We start from the raw sequence: 14,434 nt of genomic DNA, 5'->3' as shown, positions 1-14,434 counted from the left end.
ACCGTGGGCGAGATCGAAGACGCACTGGCCCGGGCGACCGCAAACACCGCGACCCGGCCCATCCCGAAGTCCGCGCAGGCGCAGATGCGGTTCCTACTCAAGGCGGAGAAGGGCTCCACCCGCGCGCTTGCGGCCCGCCTCCAGGTCACGCAGCGGACGGTGGAGCGCTACCTGAAGGGCACCCTGCGCCGCCCCCGCGCGGAGCTGGCGGCCCGCCTGGAGCGCGAGGTCCGCAAGGACTGGCAGCCGCGCGTGCAGCAGCGGGCGAAGAAGCACGCCGCCTCCCGCGGCGGCATCGTCATCGAGACCCGCGCCAGGTTCGGGTTCACCGCCGCCCCCGGCAGCACGGACGACGGGCGGATCCGCCGGATCACCCAGCACCTGCCGCCCACCTACGCGGCCAGGCTGTTCGACGCGCAGGCCGCCGGCGCCACCGAGCAGCAGCTCCAGGCCATCGCCGCCGAAGGCCTCCAGGAGATCTACTTCAAGGACCGCGGCCGCCGCGCCCAAGGCCTCGAGGTGGAGTTCACCGACATCGACTACATCGAACTGGACTTCTGATGACCGCCACCGACCCGGCCCCCACCAGCGAGGGCGAAGAAGAGGAAGACGACCCCGGCTTCCGGCACGTCAGCGTGGAGATCATCTGCACGCCGGACGTCGCCGACGCCATCGCGCAGCAGCTCCGGGACGCCGTCGAAGAGATCCTGGACGACTACAGCGACGACGAAATCATCGACTACGGCGTCGACTGACCGCCCCGGCGAGCCAGCCGGCAGCAACGGCCGTACGACAGCGCCCCTTCCCGGCATTCGAGCTGCCGGGAAGGGGCGCCGCTCATCGTAAATGCGCTGCTCGCGGAAGCACGTCGTCCGACCGACAGGGCTGCGGCCGCCGGCCCTGGAAACCGGCGGCGTCCCGGGCCCGGGCGGGGCAGAATCGGGTGATCACTGCACCCAACTGGGGGACCTGTGCACGAACTGCGCTTCGAGGACAACACCCGCTTCACGGTCGAGCCTGACGAGCAGGTCGCACTCCTGCGCTCCATCGGCGGCCACGAGCTGCGTTTCCAGGCAGCCATCGCCGTCTCGCCGTTCACCGAGGCGGGGCAGATCCTCGCTCTGGAGGCCGACCTGATCGGGCACGCCCCCGCCCCGATCAACGAAGCGCGCCTCGGCCGGTGGACAGGGAACCTCGCCTACACGCCGAAGGTCACCATCCACCGACAGCAGATGCACTTTCCCCTGACGAACCTCCAGCTGCACGCGATCGAGGCCGGCCGCTCCGGCGGCGACGTCAGATTCCAGATCGTGATGAGGGCGACCCTCCCTCAGGCGACGGGCTTCCCCGGCACGGCCGACGTCACGACCTACATCACCGTGCCCCGCAGCCGCTGGGAAGAGCAGGTCGATCAGGTCGCCCTGTCCTCGGCGTTCGAGATGTCCGTGCCGTACCCGCTCCACGACTCCCGGCGCGCCATCCCCGGCGCGCACCTGCGCGCGGCGCAGCGGCTGATCACCCGCAACGAGTACCGCGCCGCGATTTTGGAAGTGCGGATGGCGCTGGACTGGTTCAAGGAGAACGTCCCGTGGGACCGGCCCGGGAAGAAGAACCCGCGCGACCACAACCAGTCGGAGCGCTGGTGGCGGATCTGGGAGTCGCTCTACAGCCAGGCGTCCGGCGCCATGCACCTCGATGAGGTGACCAAGAACTTCCAGTACAGCCGGGAGGAAGCCGAAACCCTTCTAGGGCTCACCGGGACGCTGCTTCGGAACGTGCCGGAGGAACTGCCCGCGCCGGCCGACAAGGAAGACGAGGACCTCGCCGACGCCGCGCCGTAGCCGCAGGCGAAGCCCCACGGCCAGCCACGACGTTCACCGCGCCCGCCACCTGGCGGCGGCGACTGCTCGGCAGGTGAGGATGCGAACGGCCCCAGCCCCCTGTGTGGGGAGGCCGGGGCCGCGGTGCCCGGGAGGCCCGTGCGACGACGGTAGCGAGCGCGCCGCCTCCTGCCACCCCTGCGGACACGACGATCATCAGCCGGCCGTGCGGGCCCCCATCGCGGGGTGTTCGTCTCGCAGGCGTTCCAGGGTGGCGGCGACGTCGCCGCGGTCGTCCTGGTCGGTCAGGAGACCGGTGATGAAGCGCAGGAGGCTGCGGGCCAGGCCGATGCAGCCGGTGGTGGGGGAGTCGCGTTGCCAGTCCCGCAGCGCGGACAGCAGGACGTCCCCGACGCGCTCCAGGATGAACGAGTCGGCGGTGGGGTCTTCGTCGTCCGGCACGGTGGTGACGGGCAGGACCAGGTCCTCGGTCAGCCGCAGCATGAGGAACGGCAGCTCGGGGTCGGCTTCCTCGCGGCCGACGACATTGGCGCCGCCGCCGGCTTCGAGCGCCATGAGGTAGGCGAAGGCGCGGTCGACCTGCTCGGGAGTCAGCGGGGTGCGGGGCGGGGCCAGGTACGGCATGAGCGTCTCCTGTTCGTTGGCGGCCGCCGTGCCGGTCACGGCGGCCTTCCCGGACAGGCTCGGTCTCCTGGCCTGTGGATAGCGGTCGGCGATCCGGCGGCGACTGTCCACAGGCCAGCGGCCCGAACGTGTCCGTATGACGAGCGATCACGACGACAGCGCCCTGCCCGCACCCCGCCCGCCGGCGCCGGTGCGGGGCCAGTTCCACGACGGCCTGGAGGCGGCGGAGCGCGCGGAGTTCACCCGGCCGGTGCCGAAGGGTGCGGGCGCGCAGTTCCGGTTCCTGCTGGCCCGCGCGAAGGGCTCCACAGCGGCCGTAGCCGCCCGTCTGGGCATCTCCCGCCGCACCGTGCAGCGGTACGCCGCAGGCAGGCTCAGGCGGCCGCAGAAGGCCCTGCGGGCGGCCCTGGAAGAGGAGACCGCGCGGGACTGGCAGCCGGGGGTTCGCGCCCGGGTCCGCGAACAGGCCTCCTCCGGCGGCGGCTTGCTGATCGAGGCCCGTGCCCGGTTCGGGTTCCGGGCCGCGCTCGGCTCCACCGACGACCCGCGCATGCGGCTCATCCGGCAGACCGTCTCCCCGGACCACGCGGGCCGGATCCTCGCCGCCCGCGAGCGGGGCGCGACCGAAGCTGAGTTGCAGGAGCTGGTAGCGCAGGCTCTCGGATACGCCTACTTCGGGAATTTCGGTGATCGGGCGAAGGGGGTTGAGGTGGTATTCACCGACGTGGATTACATCGACTTCCGTTTTTGAGCGGGCCACGCGGGAGAGCTGGTATACCTGGCTCTCCGAATTACCGAGCGGACCCGTTCCCGTGTGAAAGAGAGCCGCCGATGCGAACGCCCCGGCACGCAGTCCACCGTCCTCCCGGCCCGCGCGAGGCGGTCGACCCCGCCCGCATCGGCCGGCGCGTGGTGCGCCGCCGCGCCACGGGCATGACCGCCGACGCGGTCGCGGCCGCGCTGGACGACGCGCGGTTCATGGCCCGGCAGGCATCCCGGCACGAGGACCTGGCCGACGACCCGCGCGGCCGGGCGGAGCTCGCGGAGTGGGAACGCATCGACCAGCTGCTCGCCGCCGCGGGGTCGGGCGCGGTCTACGACCCGCAGAGCGACGACGTCGCGCGGGCGGAGCTGGCGGCCGACGCCGCGGCCGCCGCCGCACGGGAAGCCGGCCTGCGCGAGCAGGCGCGGATCGAGGCCCGCGCGGATGAGCTCCAGGCGCTGCGCGAGCTCGGCACCCTGGCACAGGCCGAACCCCGTCCGGGTGACGAGGCGGTGCGGGACCTGCTCACCCGCCGCGCCGGCCACTACGTCCAGCGAGACCTTGACGCCTGGTTCGCGCACGCCCTGGCCACCGGCCGCGGCCACTACGCCGACCCGGCCGCCCGCCAGGCCGCTGCCGACCTCCTACCGCGCCCGATCCTCACCCACGCCGCGCTGCTGGCCGCCCTCGCCCGCCTCCAGCCCGGTACCGACGTCGACCATCTGGCGTTCGCCGGCCGCCTCGCGAACGCCGACCCGGAAGCCGCCGCGGACCTGGCCGCCTTCCTGGACCGCGCCCTCGGCGGGCAGTCGTGAGCGCCGACCGCACCGTCGCGGTGTGGGTGACGGTCTCGGCTGCCGGCACCAGGGTGGAGACCCTGACCGCCGGTGGCCGGGTCCACGTCGACGTCCTGGCGCCGGTCGGCGAGGCGGACCCGGAAGACGAGGCCGACGCCTACAACCCGGTCTGCGACTGCCCGTGGGTGCCCAGCGACTGGTGCGATCCTTGCGGCGGCTGCGCAGCCTGCGGGGAGTGCACCCACCGCCCCGGACCGCCGCAACGCCGGGTGTCACGCTGACGCAGGGTGAGCGTTACAGCGGCCGGTGAGCGTGACACCTCGCGTTACACCACCACCGCGCCGCCCGGATGACTGAAGCCGCAGGTCAACGCACATTATGGCCACGCTTGGAGGGTAGGTCGGCGGTCTGCCCGGGGTTGTCACGATCACCGTGATCACCGGCCAGGAGGGCCGATCCGGGCCCTTCCGGGGTGAGCGTGACAGCGTTACACCTGCCCCTGATCTCACCGACCGTGAGTGCCGCGCCCGGTCCGGGCCGACCGGCCGCGCCTCACCTCAGCCCGGAGCCTGTCACCCCGTAACCATCCCGGGACCGGCTCGTTGGACACCGCGATCCCCCCACCTCCGAAGCCCCGGAGCCAAGCCCCCACGGCGCCCGGGGCTTCGTGCTTCCCGATGTCCGGTCAAGGGGATACGGGCAGCCCTGCGGCCGCTACCGTGGCATCAGCCCGCAAGCGCCCTGGAGGCCCGTGATGAGCGACCAGCCCGCCCCCGACGACGTCCAGCTGTCAGCCGGCGGCCGCGAGGCACTGACCCCGGACGGGGCGCAGGCACTGCGCGCGTACGCGGCCCGCACCCGCGAGAACGCCGACCGCCTGGCCGCCGTCCTCGAGGACATCGCGCTCAACGGCCTGCCCGACCCCGCGGACTGCACGCCGTGGGAAGAGCTGCGGGAGCGCAAGCTCGCGCAGCTGCACGCCGCACGCGGCCACGTCGCCTGATGTCGCGCCACTCCCGCCCCCGCGCCCGCATCACCTTCAGCGAGTCGGCGGAGAAGCAGATCGAAGCCCTGACCGACGAAGCCGAACTGCTCGCCCTGGACCGCGCCCTGGCGGTGCTGTCCGTCGACCCCGACGCCGGCGCCCCGATCCCCGGATCCCACCCCGGCCTGCGCGACTACCGCGACGACGTCGACGACGTCCGCGTGATCTACTTCGTCACCGCGCTGCGCACGATCGTGGTCGTCGCCTACATCGAGGCCTGACCTGCTGCGCCGTACGGGTGACCGCCCTGGAACCGATCAGCGCATCGCGCTGACGATGAGGGCATGACCACCTCCGAGCCGACCGGCTCTTCCCAGACCACCGCGTCTTCCAGCGGATCCCTCACCGGATCCGGCTGGGTGCAGGCGCCCGTCATCGTCACCTCGATCGCCGCGGTGGCGCAGGCCGGCGCCGTTGTCGCCAAGTCCGCCATCGAGCAGCGAGGACTGACCCGGCGCGCGGAGATCAGGGCACAGACGCAGCGCTCGCAGCAGAGCACTCAGCCGGGCAGCAGCGACTGACCCTGTTGCCGGCCGGCACCACCACGCACAGCCCCTCGAGCAGCGCGCGGTGCAGCAGGACCACTTGGCCGTGCTCCACCGGGATCACGGCCAGGTGGTCAGGGCGTCGACCAGGACGCGCAGCTGCAGTACGACGTCCTCGCCGGCGGCGGCCTGGTCCAGGATGTCGGCGGCCGGCGCCAGGACGTCGATCAGCCGCCCGGCCCGCACCTCGGGCGCCACCTCGCGCAGGGCAGCGCGCAGGAAGTGCGCGTCCCACCGGCCGCGGGCGAGGCCTTCGGCAAGGTCCCGCTCTGCAGGGTCCGGCACCCAGGCGCCGGCCCGGTAGCTCTCCAGCAACACCGCCGCGTCCCGGCACAACGCCTGTCCCAGCGCACTCGTGGTCGTCACACAGCCCCAACGACACCCTGCCGTCGACGGCACGGGAGCAGTACGCAACGCACCGAAGCAGCACCGGGCAGCACCCCGGTTGCTGCCCGGGCTGCTGCTTCGGTGCGTTGCTCCGGTTGCTTCGGAGCTTTGGGACAGTCGGGCATGGCAACGGCGCCGCACCTCGGGAGTGCAGCGCCGTCATCTGGGGGGAGCAACCTCTGGCCGCGTGGCCGTGAGGGCCGTTCAGCCGGCCAGCCGCAGGGAGGGCCGGGCTTCGGGTACGGGGGCGTCCTCGCCCCCGTCGGGGTCCGGGTCGAAGTCCGTGCCGGTGCGCGGGTCACTGCTGCGCGGGGGGCGGATGTCGCCGGTGGGGAAGTTCAGCGGCCACATGAACGTGGCGGGGTCCTGGAGGTGGTTGAGCATGTGGGTCAGCGATTCGTAGCCGGCCAGCAGCGGGTGGATCAGCACGGTGCCGCGGCGCTGGCGGTCTCCGAGGATGCCCTTGTCGCGCAGCTGGCTGATCGCGCGGGAGACGGCGGCCTGCGTGATGTCGAGGCGCTCCGCGAGTTCCTGCTGCCTCACGCGGACCAGTCCGCCGGGCTCCTGGCGGGCGGTCAGGACGTCGAAGACGTCACGGGCCGTGGGGGACAGGCGGGCGTTCGGCAGAACCTCGAAGATCTCCGGGTTGTGGAAGCCGGGCGTGCTCATCGCGAGGTCTCCTTCCTGACCGGAATGACGATCTCCTTGGTGGTCAGTGTGTCCTTACCCAGCTTCGCAAGCAGCGCGCGCTGCTTGCGACTGCCCCACCGGTAGGCGTAGAGCGGGTGCAGCCGGTACTGGCCGCGTCGCTCCTTCCAGGCGAAGTTGTGCCGGGTGAGCTCTCCGACGGCGCGGGACACCTTCGACTGCGAGCAGCCGAACTTCACCGCCAGGCTCGCCTGGGTCATCTCCACCAGGGCCTGGTCGTCGTGGTGGACGGTCATGTGGTCCAGCACGTTCCGCGAGGTCGCCGACAGGTTGAACTTCCACAGGTTCGCCTGGATCACCTGCGACATGCTCAGGTGCTGCTGGCCGTAGAAGGCGTACGGCTTGACGTCCGGGTTCGTGCTGAACGTGCCGCCCTTGCGGGCCAGCTTCTCCAGCGACTGCAGCAGCTGCCGCGCCGACTCCATCCCGTCGAAGGTGTCCGCCGGCGCAGGAGCTGGAGCCAGCCGTCCCGCCTGCACGGGCGCGGACTCGCTGCGCCTCAAGGGCTGGGCCACGGGCTCTCCTTGGATCAAGGTCGGGGCCGCATAACATACCAGCGCCTGCATGTTATTCAGCGGATCCATGCACCTGCCGGGCGTGTCCCTTGACCCTGTGGATCTAGTCACCTACGTGCATACAAGTCAGGCCCGACGGCACCGATGCATGCACGCTGGCTGCATGCATCGGTGCCGTTTGCGCAGGTCAGCGCCGCGCCGCTATCTGATCTTTTAGGCGCGCCTCCGATCCCACCCCGGGCACCCACTCCCGCCGCCCACCTCGGCCCCGGCGGCGAAACTCCAGACGGGCAGCGGGCGGCATCAACGGAGCCGAGTCCCGGGCAGTACCGGCCACGACGACCGCAAGTAAGAGGGCAGGGCCGACCACGGTGGGCGGTTCCGCCGCACGGCCTGGCAGCCGCACAGCTCCTGTACCTCCGCACCCCGAATTCCGGCACTAACAGCGGCTAACACAATGAGCTGAGTTGTCGGTGAGTGATGAGGCAGCAGGCGAGTTTGAGGAAGGCCTCGTGGATGTCGGCCCTTCGTTCCCAGCGGGTGCGGAGTCGTTTGAACCCGTGGAGCCAGGCGAAGGTGCGTTCCACGACCCAGCGGTAGGTTCCCAGGCCGGTGCCGTGCCTGGTTCCCCGGCGGGCGATGGCCGGCACGATGCGGCGGGCGCGGACCTGGTCGCGGTAGACGTCGTGGTCGTAGCCGCGGTCGGCGAACAGCGAGTCGGGCTTGCGGCGCGGGCGGCCACGTCGGCCGCGCACCGGCGGAACCGCGTCGAGCAGTGGCAGGAGCTGGGTGACGTCATTGCGGTTGCCGCCAGTGAGCAGCACTGCCAGCGGGGTGCCGTGCCCGTCGGTGATCAGGTGGTGTTTCGAGCCCGCCCGGCCTCGGTCGACCGGCGACGGGCCCGTCGCGAGCCCCCTTTTAACGCCCTGACGTGCGAAGAGTCCACCACGCATCGTGACCAGTCCAGGCGCGAGGCCGCGTTGAGCTCGGCGAGCAGGACCTCGTGAAGACGCTGCCAGACTCCAGCCTCGTTCCAGTCCCGTAGCCGCCGCCAGCACGTCATCCCTGAGCCGAAGCCCAGCTCCTTGGGCAGGTACTCCCACTGCACCCCGGTATGCAGCACGTACAAGATCCCGCACAGCACATCCCGGTCCGGCACCGGCCTGCGGCCCGGATACCGAAACCGCCGCTCCCGCCTCGGCAACAGCGGCTCGATCCGCTGCCACAAGTCATCCGACACCTTCCACGGCTCAGCACTCACACCAAACCGAACGCGCAACAACCACCCTGGACAGGGCCACCAGGACCGAACCACCTCATTGTGTTAGCCGCTGTAAAACAGCTGAGCCTTCCGTTCTCCGCCTGAGGTAATTGCCCGCCGTCGAAATCAGGTTAGCGATCGTATTTCCCTTGCATTCGCTGAGCCGATTTAGGCGACTCAACCGCCAAAGCAGGCACCGAGGATTGACGCCGCGATGCGCCCCGGGCGGGTGTGCTCCGGGGGTGGTGTCTGAGTCCAGAGGCTAGCGCACTCGCAGAACTGACGCACCACGGATTGGCCCCCGCGACCGGAACTGTCCGGAACTGACCCCCACCCCACGCGCACTCGATCACCCCTGCCCGCCCCCTGCTCGAGCCCGGTCACCCCAGTCACCCGCCGGCCGCCGCACCCCTGCCCCGTTCCGCCCGGGCCGGCCCACCGCGCCCGCCCCCTCCCTTCTAGTCAGCCTGCTTGTTGCCCGCCCTTCGCGGGCCGCACGGATGCCTGTTCGGGCACCGGTTGCGGTGCGCAGCGCGCACCGCCTGGACCCGAGCGGAGCGAGGGGCCACGGGCCGTCAGGAGGCGGGCGGAGCCCGCCGCATGGCGGGTCGTCAACCCTGGAGCGAAGCGGAGGGGTTGGCCCGGCGGAGCCGGGCAGACCGCGCGAAGCGCGGTCACGCAGAGCGAAGCGCCTGTGAAATTGGGACCCTCTCGGCGACCTCGCGGAACGTGCTGGACCGCATGACCGTCCGCCACGAACGGCGGCAGGCCCTGGTGGAGATGACCCAGGCGAGCCTGGGCGGTGGGAAGTTCGGCTGCTCGCAGTCGAAGGTGCTCCGCGCCGTCGGAGAGCTCACCCGGCACAACTTCGGCCTGGAAGGAGGCGACGCGGCCAGTACCGGCTGCACCCGCTCTACGCCACTACCGGTGGGGCAGTCGCAAGCAGCGCGCGCTGCTTGCGAAGCTGGGTAAGGACACGCTGCTGACCAGCCGAGGAGATCGTCATTCCGGTCGGGAGAGGGGAACCTGCGCGATGAGCGCGCCCGGCTTCCACAACCCGGAGGGGGGATGCTTCGAGGCTCTGCCGAACGCCCTGCCTGCCCCGCGGCCCGTGAGCGTCTTCGACGTCCTGACCGCCCGCCAGGAGCCCGGCGGACTGGTCCGCGTGAGGCAGCAGGAACTCGCGGAGCGCCTCGACATCACGCGCCGCCGTCCCGCGCGATCAGCCAGCTGCGCGACAAGGGCCATCCTCGGAGACCGCCAGCGCCGCGGCACCGTGCTGATCCACCCGCTGCTGGCCGGCTACGAATCGCTGACCCACATGCTCAACCACCTCCAGGACCCCGCCACGTTCATGTGGCCGCTGAACTTGCCCACCGGCGACATCCGCCCCCCGCGCAGCAGTGACCCGCGCACCGGCGCGGACTTCGACCCGGACCCCGACGGGGGCGAGGACGCCCCGTACCCGAAGCCCGGCCCTCCCTGCACTCGCCAGCTCGAACGGCCTTCACGGCCACGCGGCCAGAGGTTGCTCCCCAGATGACGGCGCTGCACTCCCGAGGTGCGGCGCCGTTGCCATGCCCGACTGTCCCAAAGCTCCGAAGCAACCGGAGCAACGCACCGAAGCAGCAGCCCGGGCAGCAACCGGGGTGCTGCCCGGTGTTGCTTCGGTGCGTTGCGTACTGCTCCCGTGCCGTCGACGGCAGGGTGTCGTTGGGGCTGTGTGACGACCACGAGTGCGCTGGGACAGGCGTTGTGCCGGGACGCGGCGGTGTTGCTGGAGAGCTACCGGGCCGGCGCCTGGGTGCCGGACCCTGCAGAGCGGGACCTTGCCGAAGGCCTCGCCCGCGGCCGGTGGGACGCGCACTTCCTGCGCGCTGCCCTGCGCGAGGTGGCGCCCGAGGTGCGGGCCGGGCGGCTGATCGACGTCCTGGCGCCGGCCGCCGACATCCTGGACCAGGCCGCCGCCGGCGAGGACGTCGTACTGCAGCTGCGCGTCCTGGTCGACGCCCTGACCACCTGGCCGTGATCCCGGTGGAGCACGGCCAAGTGGTCCTGCTGCACCGCGCGCTGCTCGAGGGGCTGTGCGTGGTGGTGCCCGCCAGCAACAGGGTCAGTCGCTGCTGCCCGGCTGAGTGCTCTGCTGCGAGCGCTGCGTCTGTGCCCTGATCTCCGCGCGCCGGGTCAGTCCTCGCTGCTCGATGGCGGACTTGGCGACAACAGCGCCGGCCTGCGCCACCGCGGCGATCGAGGTGACGATGACGGCGCCTGCACCCAGCCGGATCCGGTGAGGGATCCGCTGGAAGACGCGGTGGTCTGGGAAGAGCCGGTCGGCTGCGGAGGTGGTCATGCCCTCATCGTCAGCGCGATGCGCTGATCGGTTCCAGGGCGGTCACCCGTACGGCGCAGCAGGTCAGGCCTCGATGTAGGCGACGACCACGATCGTGCGCAGCGCGGTGACGAAGTAGATCACGCGGACGTCGTCGACGTCGTCGCGGTAGTCGCGCAGGCCGGGGTGGGATCCGGGATCGGGCGCCGGCGTCGGGGTCGACGGACAGCACCGCCAGGGCGCGGTCCAGGCGAGCAGCTCGGCTTCGTCGGTCAGGGCTTCGATCTGCTTCTCCGCCGACTCGCTGAAGGTGATGCGGGCGCGGCGGGAGTGGCGCGACATCAGGCGACGTGGCCGCGTGCGGCGTGCAGCTGCGCGAGCTTGCGCTCCCGCAGCTCTTCCCACGGCGTGCAGTCCGCGGGGTCGGGCAGGCCGTTGAGCGCGATGTCCTCGAGGACGGCGGCCAGGCGGTCGGCGTTCTCGCGGGTGCGGGCCGCGTACGCGCGCAGTGCCTGCGCCCCGTCCGGGGTCAGTGCCTCGCGGCCGCCGGCTGACAGCTGGACGTCGTCGGGGGCGGGCTGGTCGCTCATCACGGGCCTCCAGGGCGCTTGCGGGCTGATGCCACGGTAGCGGCCGCAGGGCTGCCCGTATCCCCTTGACCGGACATCGGGAAGCACGAAGCCCCGGGCGCCGTGGGGGCTTGGCTCCGGGGCTTCGGAGGTGGGGGATCGCGGTGTCCAACGAGCCGGTCCCGGGATGGTTACGGGGTGACAGGCTCCGGGCTGAGGTGAGGCGCGGCCGGTCGGCCGGACCGGGCGCGGCACTCACGGTCGGTGAGATCAGGGGCAGGTGTAACGCTGTCACGCTCACCCCGGAAGGGCCCGGATCGGCCCTCCTGGCCGGTGATCACGGTGATCGTGACAACCCCGGGCAGACCGCCGACCTACCCTCCAAGCGTGGCCATGATGTGCGTTGACCTGCGGCTTCAGTCATCCGGGCGGCGCGGTGGTGGTGTAACGCGAGGTGTCACGCTCACCGGCCGCTGTAACGCTCACCCTGCGTCAGCGTGACACCCGGCGTTGCGGCGGTCCGGGGCGGTGGGTGCACTCCCCGCAGGCTGCGCAGCCGCCGCAAGGATCGCACCAGTCGCTGGGCACCCACGGGCAGTCGCAGACCGGGTTGTAGGCGTCGGCCTCGTCTTCCGGGTCCGCCTCGCCGACCGGCGCCAGGACGTCGACGTGGACCCGGCCACCGGCGGTCAGGGTCTCCACCCTGCGTGCCGGCAGCCGAGACCGTCACCCACACCGCGACGGTGCGGTCGGCGCTCACGACTGCCCGCCGAGGGCGCGGTCCAGGAAGGCGGCCAGGTCCGCGGCGGCTTCCGGGTCGGCGTTCGCGAGGCGGCCGGCGAACGCCAGATGGTCGACGTCGGTACCGGGCTGGAGGCGGGCGAGGGCGGCCAGCAGCGCGGCGTGGGTGAGGATCGGGCGCGGTAGGAGGTCGGCAGCGGCCTGGCGGGCGGCCGGGTCGGCGTAGTGGCCGCGGCCGGTGGCCAGGGCGTGCGCGAACCAGGCGTCAAGGTCTCGCTGGACGTAGTGGCCGGCGCGGCGGGTGAGCAGGTCCCGCACCGCCTCGTCACCCGGACGGGGTTCGGCCTGTGCAGGGTGCCGAGCTCGCGCAGCGCCTGGAGCTCATCCGCGCGGGCCTCGATCCGCGCCTGCTCGCGCAGGCCGGCTTCCCGTGCGGCGGCGGCCGCGGCGTCGGCCGCCAGCTCCGCCCGCGCGACGTCGTCGCTCTGCGGGTCGTGAGCCGCGCCCGACCCCGCGGCGGCGAGCAGCTGGTCGATGCGTTCCCACTCCGCGAGCTCCGCCCGGCCGCGCGGGTCGTCGGCCAGGTCCTCGTGCCGGGATGCCTGCCGGGCCATGAACCGCGCGTCGTCCAGCGCGGCCGCGACCGCGTCGGCGGTCATGCCCGTGGCGCGGCGGCGCACCACGCGCCGGCCGATGCGGGCGGGGTCGACCGCCTCGCGCGGGCCGGGAGGACGGTGGACTGCGTGCCGGGGCGTTCGCATCGGCGGCTCTCTTGCACACGGGAACGGGTCCGCTCGGTAATTCGGAGAGCCAGGTATACCCAGCTCTCCCGCGTGGCCCGCTCAAAAACGGAAGTCGATGTAATCCACGTCGGTGAATACCGCCTCAACCCCCTTCGCCCGATCACCGAAATTCCCGAAGTAGGCGTATCCGAGAGCCTGCGCTACCAGCTCCTGCAACTCAGCTTCGGTCGCGCCCCGCTCGCGGGCGGCGAGGGTCCCGGCCCGCGTGGTCCGGGGAGACGGTCTGCCGGATGAGCCGCATGCGCGGGTCGTCGGTGGAGCCGAGCGCGGCCCGGAACCCGAACCGGGCACGGGCCTCGATCAGCAAGCCGCCGCCGGAGGAGGCCTGTTCGCGGACCCGGGCGCGAACCCCCGGCTGCCAGTCCCGCGCGGTCTCCTCTTCCAGGGCCGCCCGCAGGGCCTTCTGCGGCCGCCTGAGCCTGCCTGCGGCGTACCGCTGCACGGTGCGGCGGGAGATGCCCAGACGGGCGGCTACGGCCGCTGTGGAGCCCTTCGCGCCGGCCAGCAGGAACCGGAACTGCGCGCCCGCACCCTTCGGCACCGGCCGGGTGAACTCCGGCGCGCTCCGCCGCCTCCAGGCCGTCGTGGAACTGGCCCCGCACCGCGCGGCGGGCGGGGTGCGGGCAGGGCGCTGTCGTCGTGATCGCTCGTCATACGGACACGTTCGGGCCGCTGGCCTGTGGACAGTCGCCGCCGGATCGCCGACCGCTATCCACAGGCCAGGAGACCGAGCCTGTCCGGGAAGGCCGCCGTGACCGGCACGGCGGCCGCCAACGAACAGGAGACGCTCATGCCGTACCTGGCCCCGCCCCGCACCCCGCTGACTCCCGAGCAGGTCGACCGCGCCTTCGCCTACCTCATGGCGCTCGAAGCCGGCGGCGGCGCCAATGTCGTCGGCCGCGAGGAAGCCGACCCCGAGCTGCCGTTCCTCATGCTGCGGCTGACCGAGGACCTGGTCCTGCCCGTCACCACCGTGCCGGACGACGAAGACCCCACCGCCGACTCGTTCATCCTGGAGCGCGTCGGGGACGTCCTGCTGTCCGCGCTGCGGGACTGGCAACGCGACTCCCCACCACCGGCTGCATCGGCCTGGCCCGCAGCCTCCTGCGCTTCATCACCGGTCTCCTGACCGACCAGGACGACCGCGGCGACGTCGCCGCCACCCTGGAACGCCTGCGAGACGAACACCCCGCGATGGGGGCCCGCACGGCCGGCTGATGATCGTCGTGTCCGCAGGGGTGGCAGGAGGCGGCGCGCTCGCTACCGTCGTCGCACGGGCCTCCCGGGCACCGCGGCCCCGGCCTCCCCACACAGGGGGCTGGGGCCGTTCGCATCCTCACCTGCCGAGCAGTCGCCGCCGCCAGGTGGCGGGCGCGGTGAACGTCGTGGCTGGCCGTGGGGCTTCGCCTGCGGCTACGGCGCGGCGTCGCGAGTTCGTCTTCCTTTCCGCCGCGCACCGGCACGTCCGATCCCGGTAGCCCTGAGGGTTTCGCTTCTGCCGCTGTG

General features: G+C 72.1%; 22 protein-coding genes and 1 pseudogene. 12 read left to right on the top strand and 11 right to left on the bottom strand.

Annotated elements, in window-relative coordinates:
- The first annotated feature begins 3 nt into the window (after window positions 1-3).
- From tpg (VSR01_RS00115) to VSR01_RS00105, 3 genes are all read left to right on the top strand, one after another.
- Window positions 4-561, top strand: coding sequence for a telomere-protecting terminal protein Tpg (tpg, locus tag VSR01_RS00115; protein ID WP_326447241.1), 558 nt, complete (start codon window positions 4-6; stop codon window positions 559-561).
- Complete coding sequence (locus VSR01_RS00110) at window positions 561-755, top strand: hypothetical protein (protein WP_326447240.1); 195 nt, start codon at window positions 561-563, stop codon at window positions 753-755. The genes tpg (VSR01_RS00115) and VSR01_RS00110 overlap by 1 nt, the downstream gene beginning before the upstream one ends.
- Before the next feature lie 216 nt (window positions 756-971).
- Complete coding sequence (locus VSR01_RS00105) at window positions 972-1,841, top strand: hypothetical protein (protein WP_326447239.1); 870 nt, start codon at window positions 972-974, stop codon at window positions 1,839-1,841.
- A gap of 195 nt (window positions 1,842-2,036) precedes the next feature.
- On the opposite strand, the gene VSR01_RS00100 is transcribed toward VSR01_RS00105, so the two are convergent.
- The gene (locus VSR01_RS00100; RefSeq protein WP_326447238.1) at window positions 2,037-2,576 is read right to left on the bottom strand and encodes a hypothetical protein; all 540 of its coding nucleotides are present in this window, start codon (window positions 2,574-2,576) and stop codon (window positions 2,037-2,039) included.
- 25 nt (window positions 2,577-2,601) lie between these two features.
- Here VSR01_RS00100 and tpg (VSR01_RS00095) point away from each other — a divergent pair, with 25 nt between their 5' ends.
- From tpg (VSR01_RS00095) to VSR01_RS00070, 6 genes are all read left to right on the top strand, one after another.
- On the top strand, window positions 2,602-3,216 hold the full coding sequence (gene tpg / locus VSR01_RS00095) for a telomere-protecting terminal protein Tpg (protein ID WP_326447237.1): 615 nt from the start codon (window positions 2,602-2,604) through the stop codon (window positions 3,214-3,216).
- 80 nt (window positions 3,217-3,296) lie between these two features.
- Window positions 3,297-4,043: a hypothetical protein gene (locus VSR01_RS00090; protein ID WP_326447236.1), complete on the top strand. Its 747-nt coding sequence runs from the start codon at window positions 3,297-3,299 to the stop codon at window positions 4,041-4,043.
- Window positions 4,040-4,306 (top strand): hypothetical protein, encoded by a 267-nt coding sequence (locus VSR01_RS00085; RefSeq protein ID WP_326447235.1) that lies wholly within the window; start codon window positions 4,040-4,042, stop codon window positions 4,304-4,306. Before VSR01_RS00090 ends, VSR01_RS00085 begins: the two co-directional genes overlap by 4 nt.
- 473 nt (window positions 4,307-4,779) lie before the next feature.
- Entirely contained in the window at window positions 4,780-5,028 is a 249-nt protein-coding gene (locus VSR01_RS00080) for a hypothetical protein (RefSeq protein WP_326447225.1), read from the top strand.
- Window positions 5,028-5,291, top strand: a complete 264-nt coding sequence (locus tag VSR01_RS00075) for a hypothetical protein (protein ID WP_326447234.1) — start codon at window positions 5,028-5,030, stop codon at window positions 5,289-5,291. Before VSR01_RS00080 ends, VSR01_RS00075 begins: the two co-directional genes overlap by 1 nt.
- Window positions 5,292-5,354: 63 nt before the next feature.
- Window positions 5,355-5,591: a hypothetical protein gene (locus tag VSR01_RS00070; RefSeq protein WP_326447233.1), complete on the top strand. Its 237-nt coding sequence runs from the start codon at window positions 5,355-5,357 to the stop codon at window positions 5,589-5,591.
- 84 nt (window positions 5,592-5,675) lie between these two features.
- Here the strand turns inward: VSR01_RS00070 and VSR01_RS00065 are convergent, their stop codons facing one another.
- The 4 genes and pseudogenes from VSR01_RS00065 to VSR01_RS00050 form a co-directional block, all read right to left on the bottom strand.
- A complete protein-coding gene (locus VSR01_RS00065; protein WP_326447228.1) occupies window positions 5,676-5,981 on the bottom strand; it encodes a hypothetical protein in 306 nt (101 codons plus the stop codon).
- Window positions 5,982-6,206: 225 nt separating this feature from the next.
- Window positions 6,207-6,671 (bottom strand): helix-turn-helix transcriptional regulator, encoded by a 465-nt coding sequence (locus tag VSR01_RS00060; protein ID WP_326447232.1) that lies wholly within the window; start codon window positions 6,669-6,671, stop codon window positions 6,207-6,209.
- Window positions 6,668-7,225: a hypothetical protein gene (locus VSR01_RS00055; RefSeq protein WP_326447231.1), complete on the bottom strand. Its 558-nt coding sequence runs from the start codon at window positions 7,223-7,225 to the stop codon at window positions 6,668-6,670. The genes VSR01_RS00060 and VSR01_RS00055 overlap by 4 nt, the downstream gene beginning before the upstream one ends.
- A gap of 449 nt (window positions 7,226-7,674) precedes the next feature.
- Window positions 7,675-8,540, bottom strand: a pseudogene (locus VSR01_RS00050) (IS5 family transposase).
- A gap of 1,057 nt (window positions 8,541-9,597) precedes the next feature.
- Here VSR01_RS00050 and VSR01_RS00045 point away from each other — a divergent pair.
- Together VSR01_RS00045 and VSR01_RS00040 are read left to right on the top strand one after the other, a co-directional pair.
- Window positions 9,598-10,029: a hypothetical protein gene (locus tag VSR01_RS00045; protein ID WP_326447229.1), complete on the top strand. Its 432-nt coding sequence runs from the start codon at window positions 9,598-9,600 to the stop codon at window positions 10,027-10,029.
- A gap of 180 nt (window positions 10,030-10,209) precedes the next feature.
- Entirely contained in the window at window positions 10,210-10,515 is a 306-nt protein-coding gene (locus tag VSR01_RS00040) for a hypothetical protein (protein ID WP_326447228.1), read from the top strand.
- Between the two features lie 84 nt (window positions 10,516-10,599).
- Here VSR01_RS00040 and VSR01_RS00035 read toward each other — a convergent pair whose 3' ends face one another.
- The 6 genes from VSR01_RS00035 to tpg (VSR01_RS00010) all read right to left on the bottom strand — a co-directional run bounded on the left by VSR01_RS00035 (window position 10,600) and on the right by tpg (VSR01_RS00010) (window position 13,469).
- Window positions 10,600-10,836, bottom strand: coding sequence for a hypothetical protein (locus VSR01_RS00035; RefSeq protein WP_326447227.1), 237 nt, complete (start codon window positions 10,834-10,836; stop codon window positions 10,600-10,602).
- 63 nt (window positions 10,837-10,899) lie between these two features.
- A complete protein-coding gene (locus VSR01_RS00030; protein WP_326447226.1) occupies window positions 10,900-11,157 on the bottom strand; it encodes a hypothetical protein in 258 nt (85 codons plus the stop codon).
- Window positions 11,157-11,405 carry a hypothetical protein gene (locus tag VSR01_RS00025; protein ID WP_326447225.1) on the bottom strand — a complete coding sequence of 83 codons (249 nt, stop codon included), beginning with the start codon at window positions 11,403-11,405 and terminating at the stop codon, window positions 11,157-11,159. The genes VSR01_RS00030 and VSR01_RS00025 overlap by 1 nt, the downstream gene beginning before the upstream one ends.
- Before the next feature lie 471 nt (window positions 11,406-11,876).
- Window positions 11,877-12,086: a hypothetical protein gene (locus tag VSR01_RS00020; protein WP_326447224.1), complete on the bottom strand. Its 210-nt coding sequence runs from the start codon at window positions 12,084-12,086 to the stop codon at window positions 11,877-11,879.
- 54 nt (window positions 12,087-12,140) lie between these two features.
- Window positions 12,141-12,443, bottom strand: coding sequence for a hypothetical protein (locus VSR01_RS00015; RefSeq protein WP_326447223.1), 303 nt, complete (start codon window positions 12,441-12,443; stop codon window positions 12,141-12,143).
- A gap of 642 nt (window positions 12,444-13,085) precedes the next feature.
- A complete protein-coding gene (gene tpg, locus VSR01_RS00010; protein ID WP_326447222.1) occupies window positions 13,086-13,469 on the bottom strand; it encodes a telomere-protecting terminal protein Tpg in 384 nt (127 codons plus the stop codon).
- A 138-nt stretch (window positions 13,470-13,607) separates the two neighbouring features.
- Here tpg (VSR01_RS00010) and VSR01_RS00005 point away from each other — a divergent pair, with 138 nt between their 5' ends.
- The gene (locus VSR01_RS00005) at window positions 13,608-14,057 is read left to right on the top strand and encodes a hypothetical protein (RefSeq protein WP_326447221.1); all 450 of its coding nucleotides are present in this window, start codon (window positions 13,608-13,610) and stop codon (window positions 14,055-14,057) included.
- Window positions 14,058-14,434 lie beyond the last annotated feature (377 nt).

This window comes from Actinacidiphila sp. DG2A-62 (assembly GCF_035825295.1).
Classification (GTDB): Bacteria; Actinomycetota; Actinomycetes; order Streptomycetales; family Streptomycetaceae; genus Actinacidiphila.
This window is presented reverse-complemented; position numbering and strand designations above follow the sequence as displayed.

Bases quoted from the DNA above. Each gene is read 5' to 3' on its own strand.
- VSR01_RS00030 (WP_326447226.1), bottom strand. From the start codon at position 11,157: ATGTCGCGCCACTCCCGCCGCGCCCGCATCACCTTCAGCGAGTCGGCG.
- VSR01_RS00025 (WP_326447225.1), bottom strand. From the start codon at position 11,405: ATGAGCGACCAGCCCGCCCCCGACGACGTCCAGCTGTCAGCCGGCGGC.
- VSR01_RS00080 (WP_326447225.1), top strand. From the start codon at position 4,780: ATGAGCGACCAGCCCGCCCCCGACGACGTCCAGCTGTCAGCCGGCGGC.
- VSR01_RS00075 (WP_326447234.1), top strand. From the start codon at position 5,028: ATGTCGCGCCACTCCCGCCCCCGCGCCCGCATCACCTTCAGCGAGTCG.
- VSR01_RS00070 (WP_326447233.1), top strand. From the start codon at position 5,355: ATGACCACCTCCGAGCCGACCGGCTCTTCCCAGACCACCGCGTCTTCC.
- VSR01_RS00090 (WP_326447236.1), top strand. From the start codon at position 3,297: ATGCGAACGCCCCGGCACGCAGTCCACCGTCCTCCCGGCCCGCGCGAG.
- VSR01_RS00110 (WP_326447240.1), top strand. From the start codon at position 561: ATGACCGCCACCGACCCGGCCCCCACCAGCGAGGGCGAAGAAGAGGAA.
- tpg (WP_326447237.1), top strand. From the start codon at position 2,602: ATGACGAGCGATCACGACGACAGCGCCCTGCCCGCACCCCGCCCGCCG.
- VSR01_RS00035 (WP_326447227.1), bottom strand. From the start codon at position 10,836: ATGACCACCTCCGCAGCCGACCGGCTCTTCCCAGACCACCGCGTCTTC.
- VSR01_RS00060 (WP_326447232.1), bottom strand. From the start codon at position 6,671: ATGAGCACGCCCGGCTTCCACAACCCGGAGATCTTCGAGGTTCTGCCG.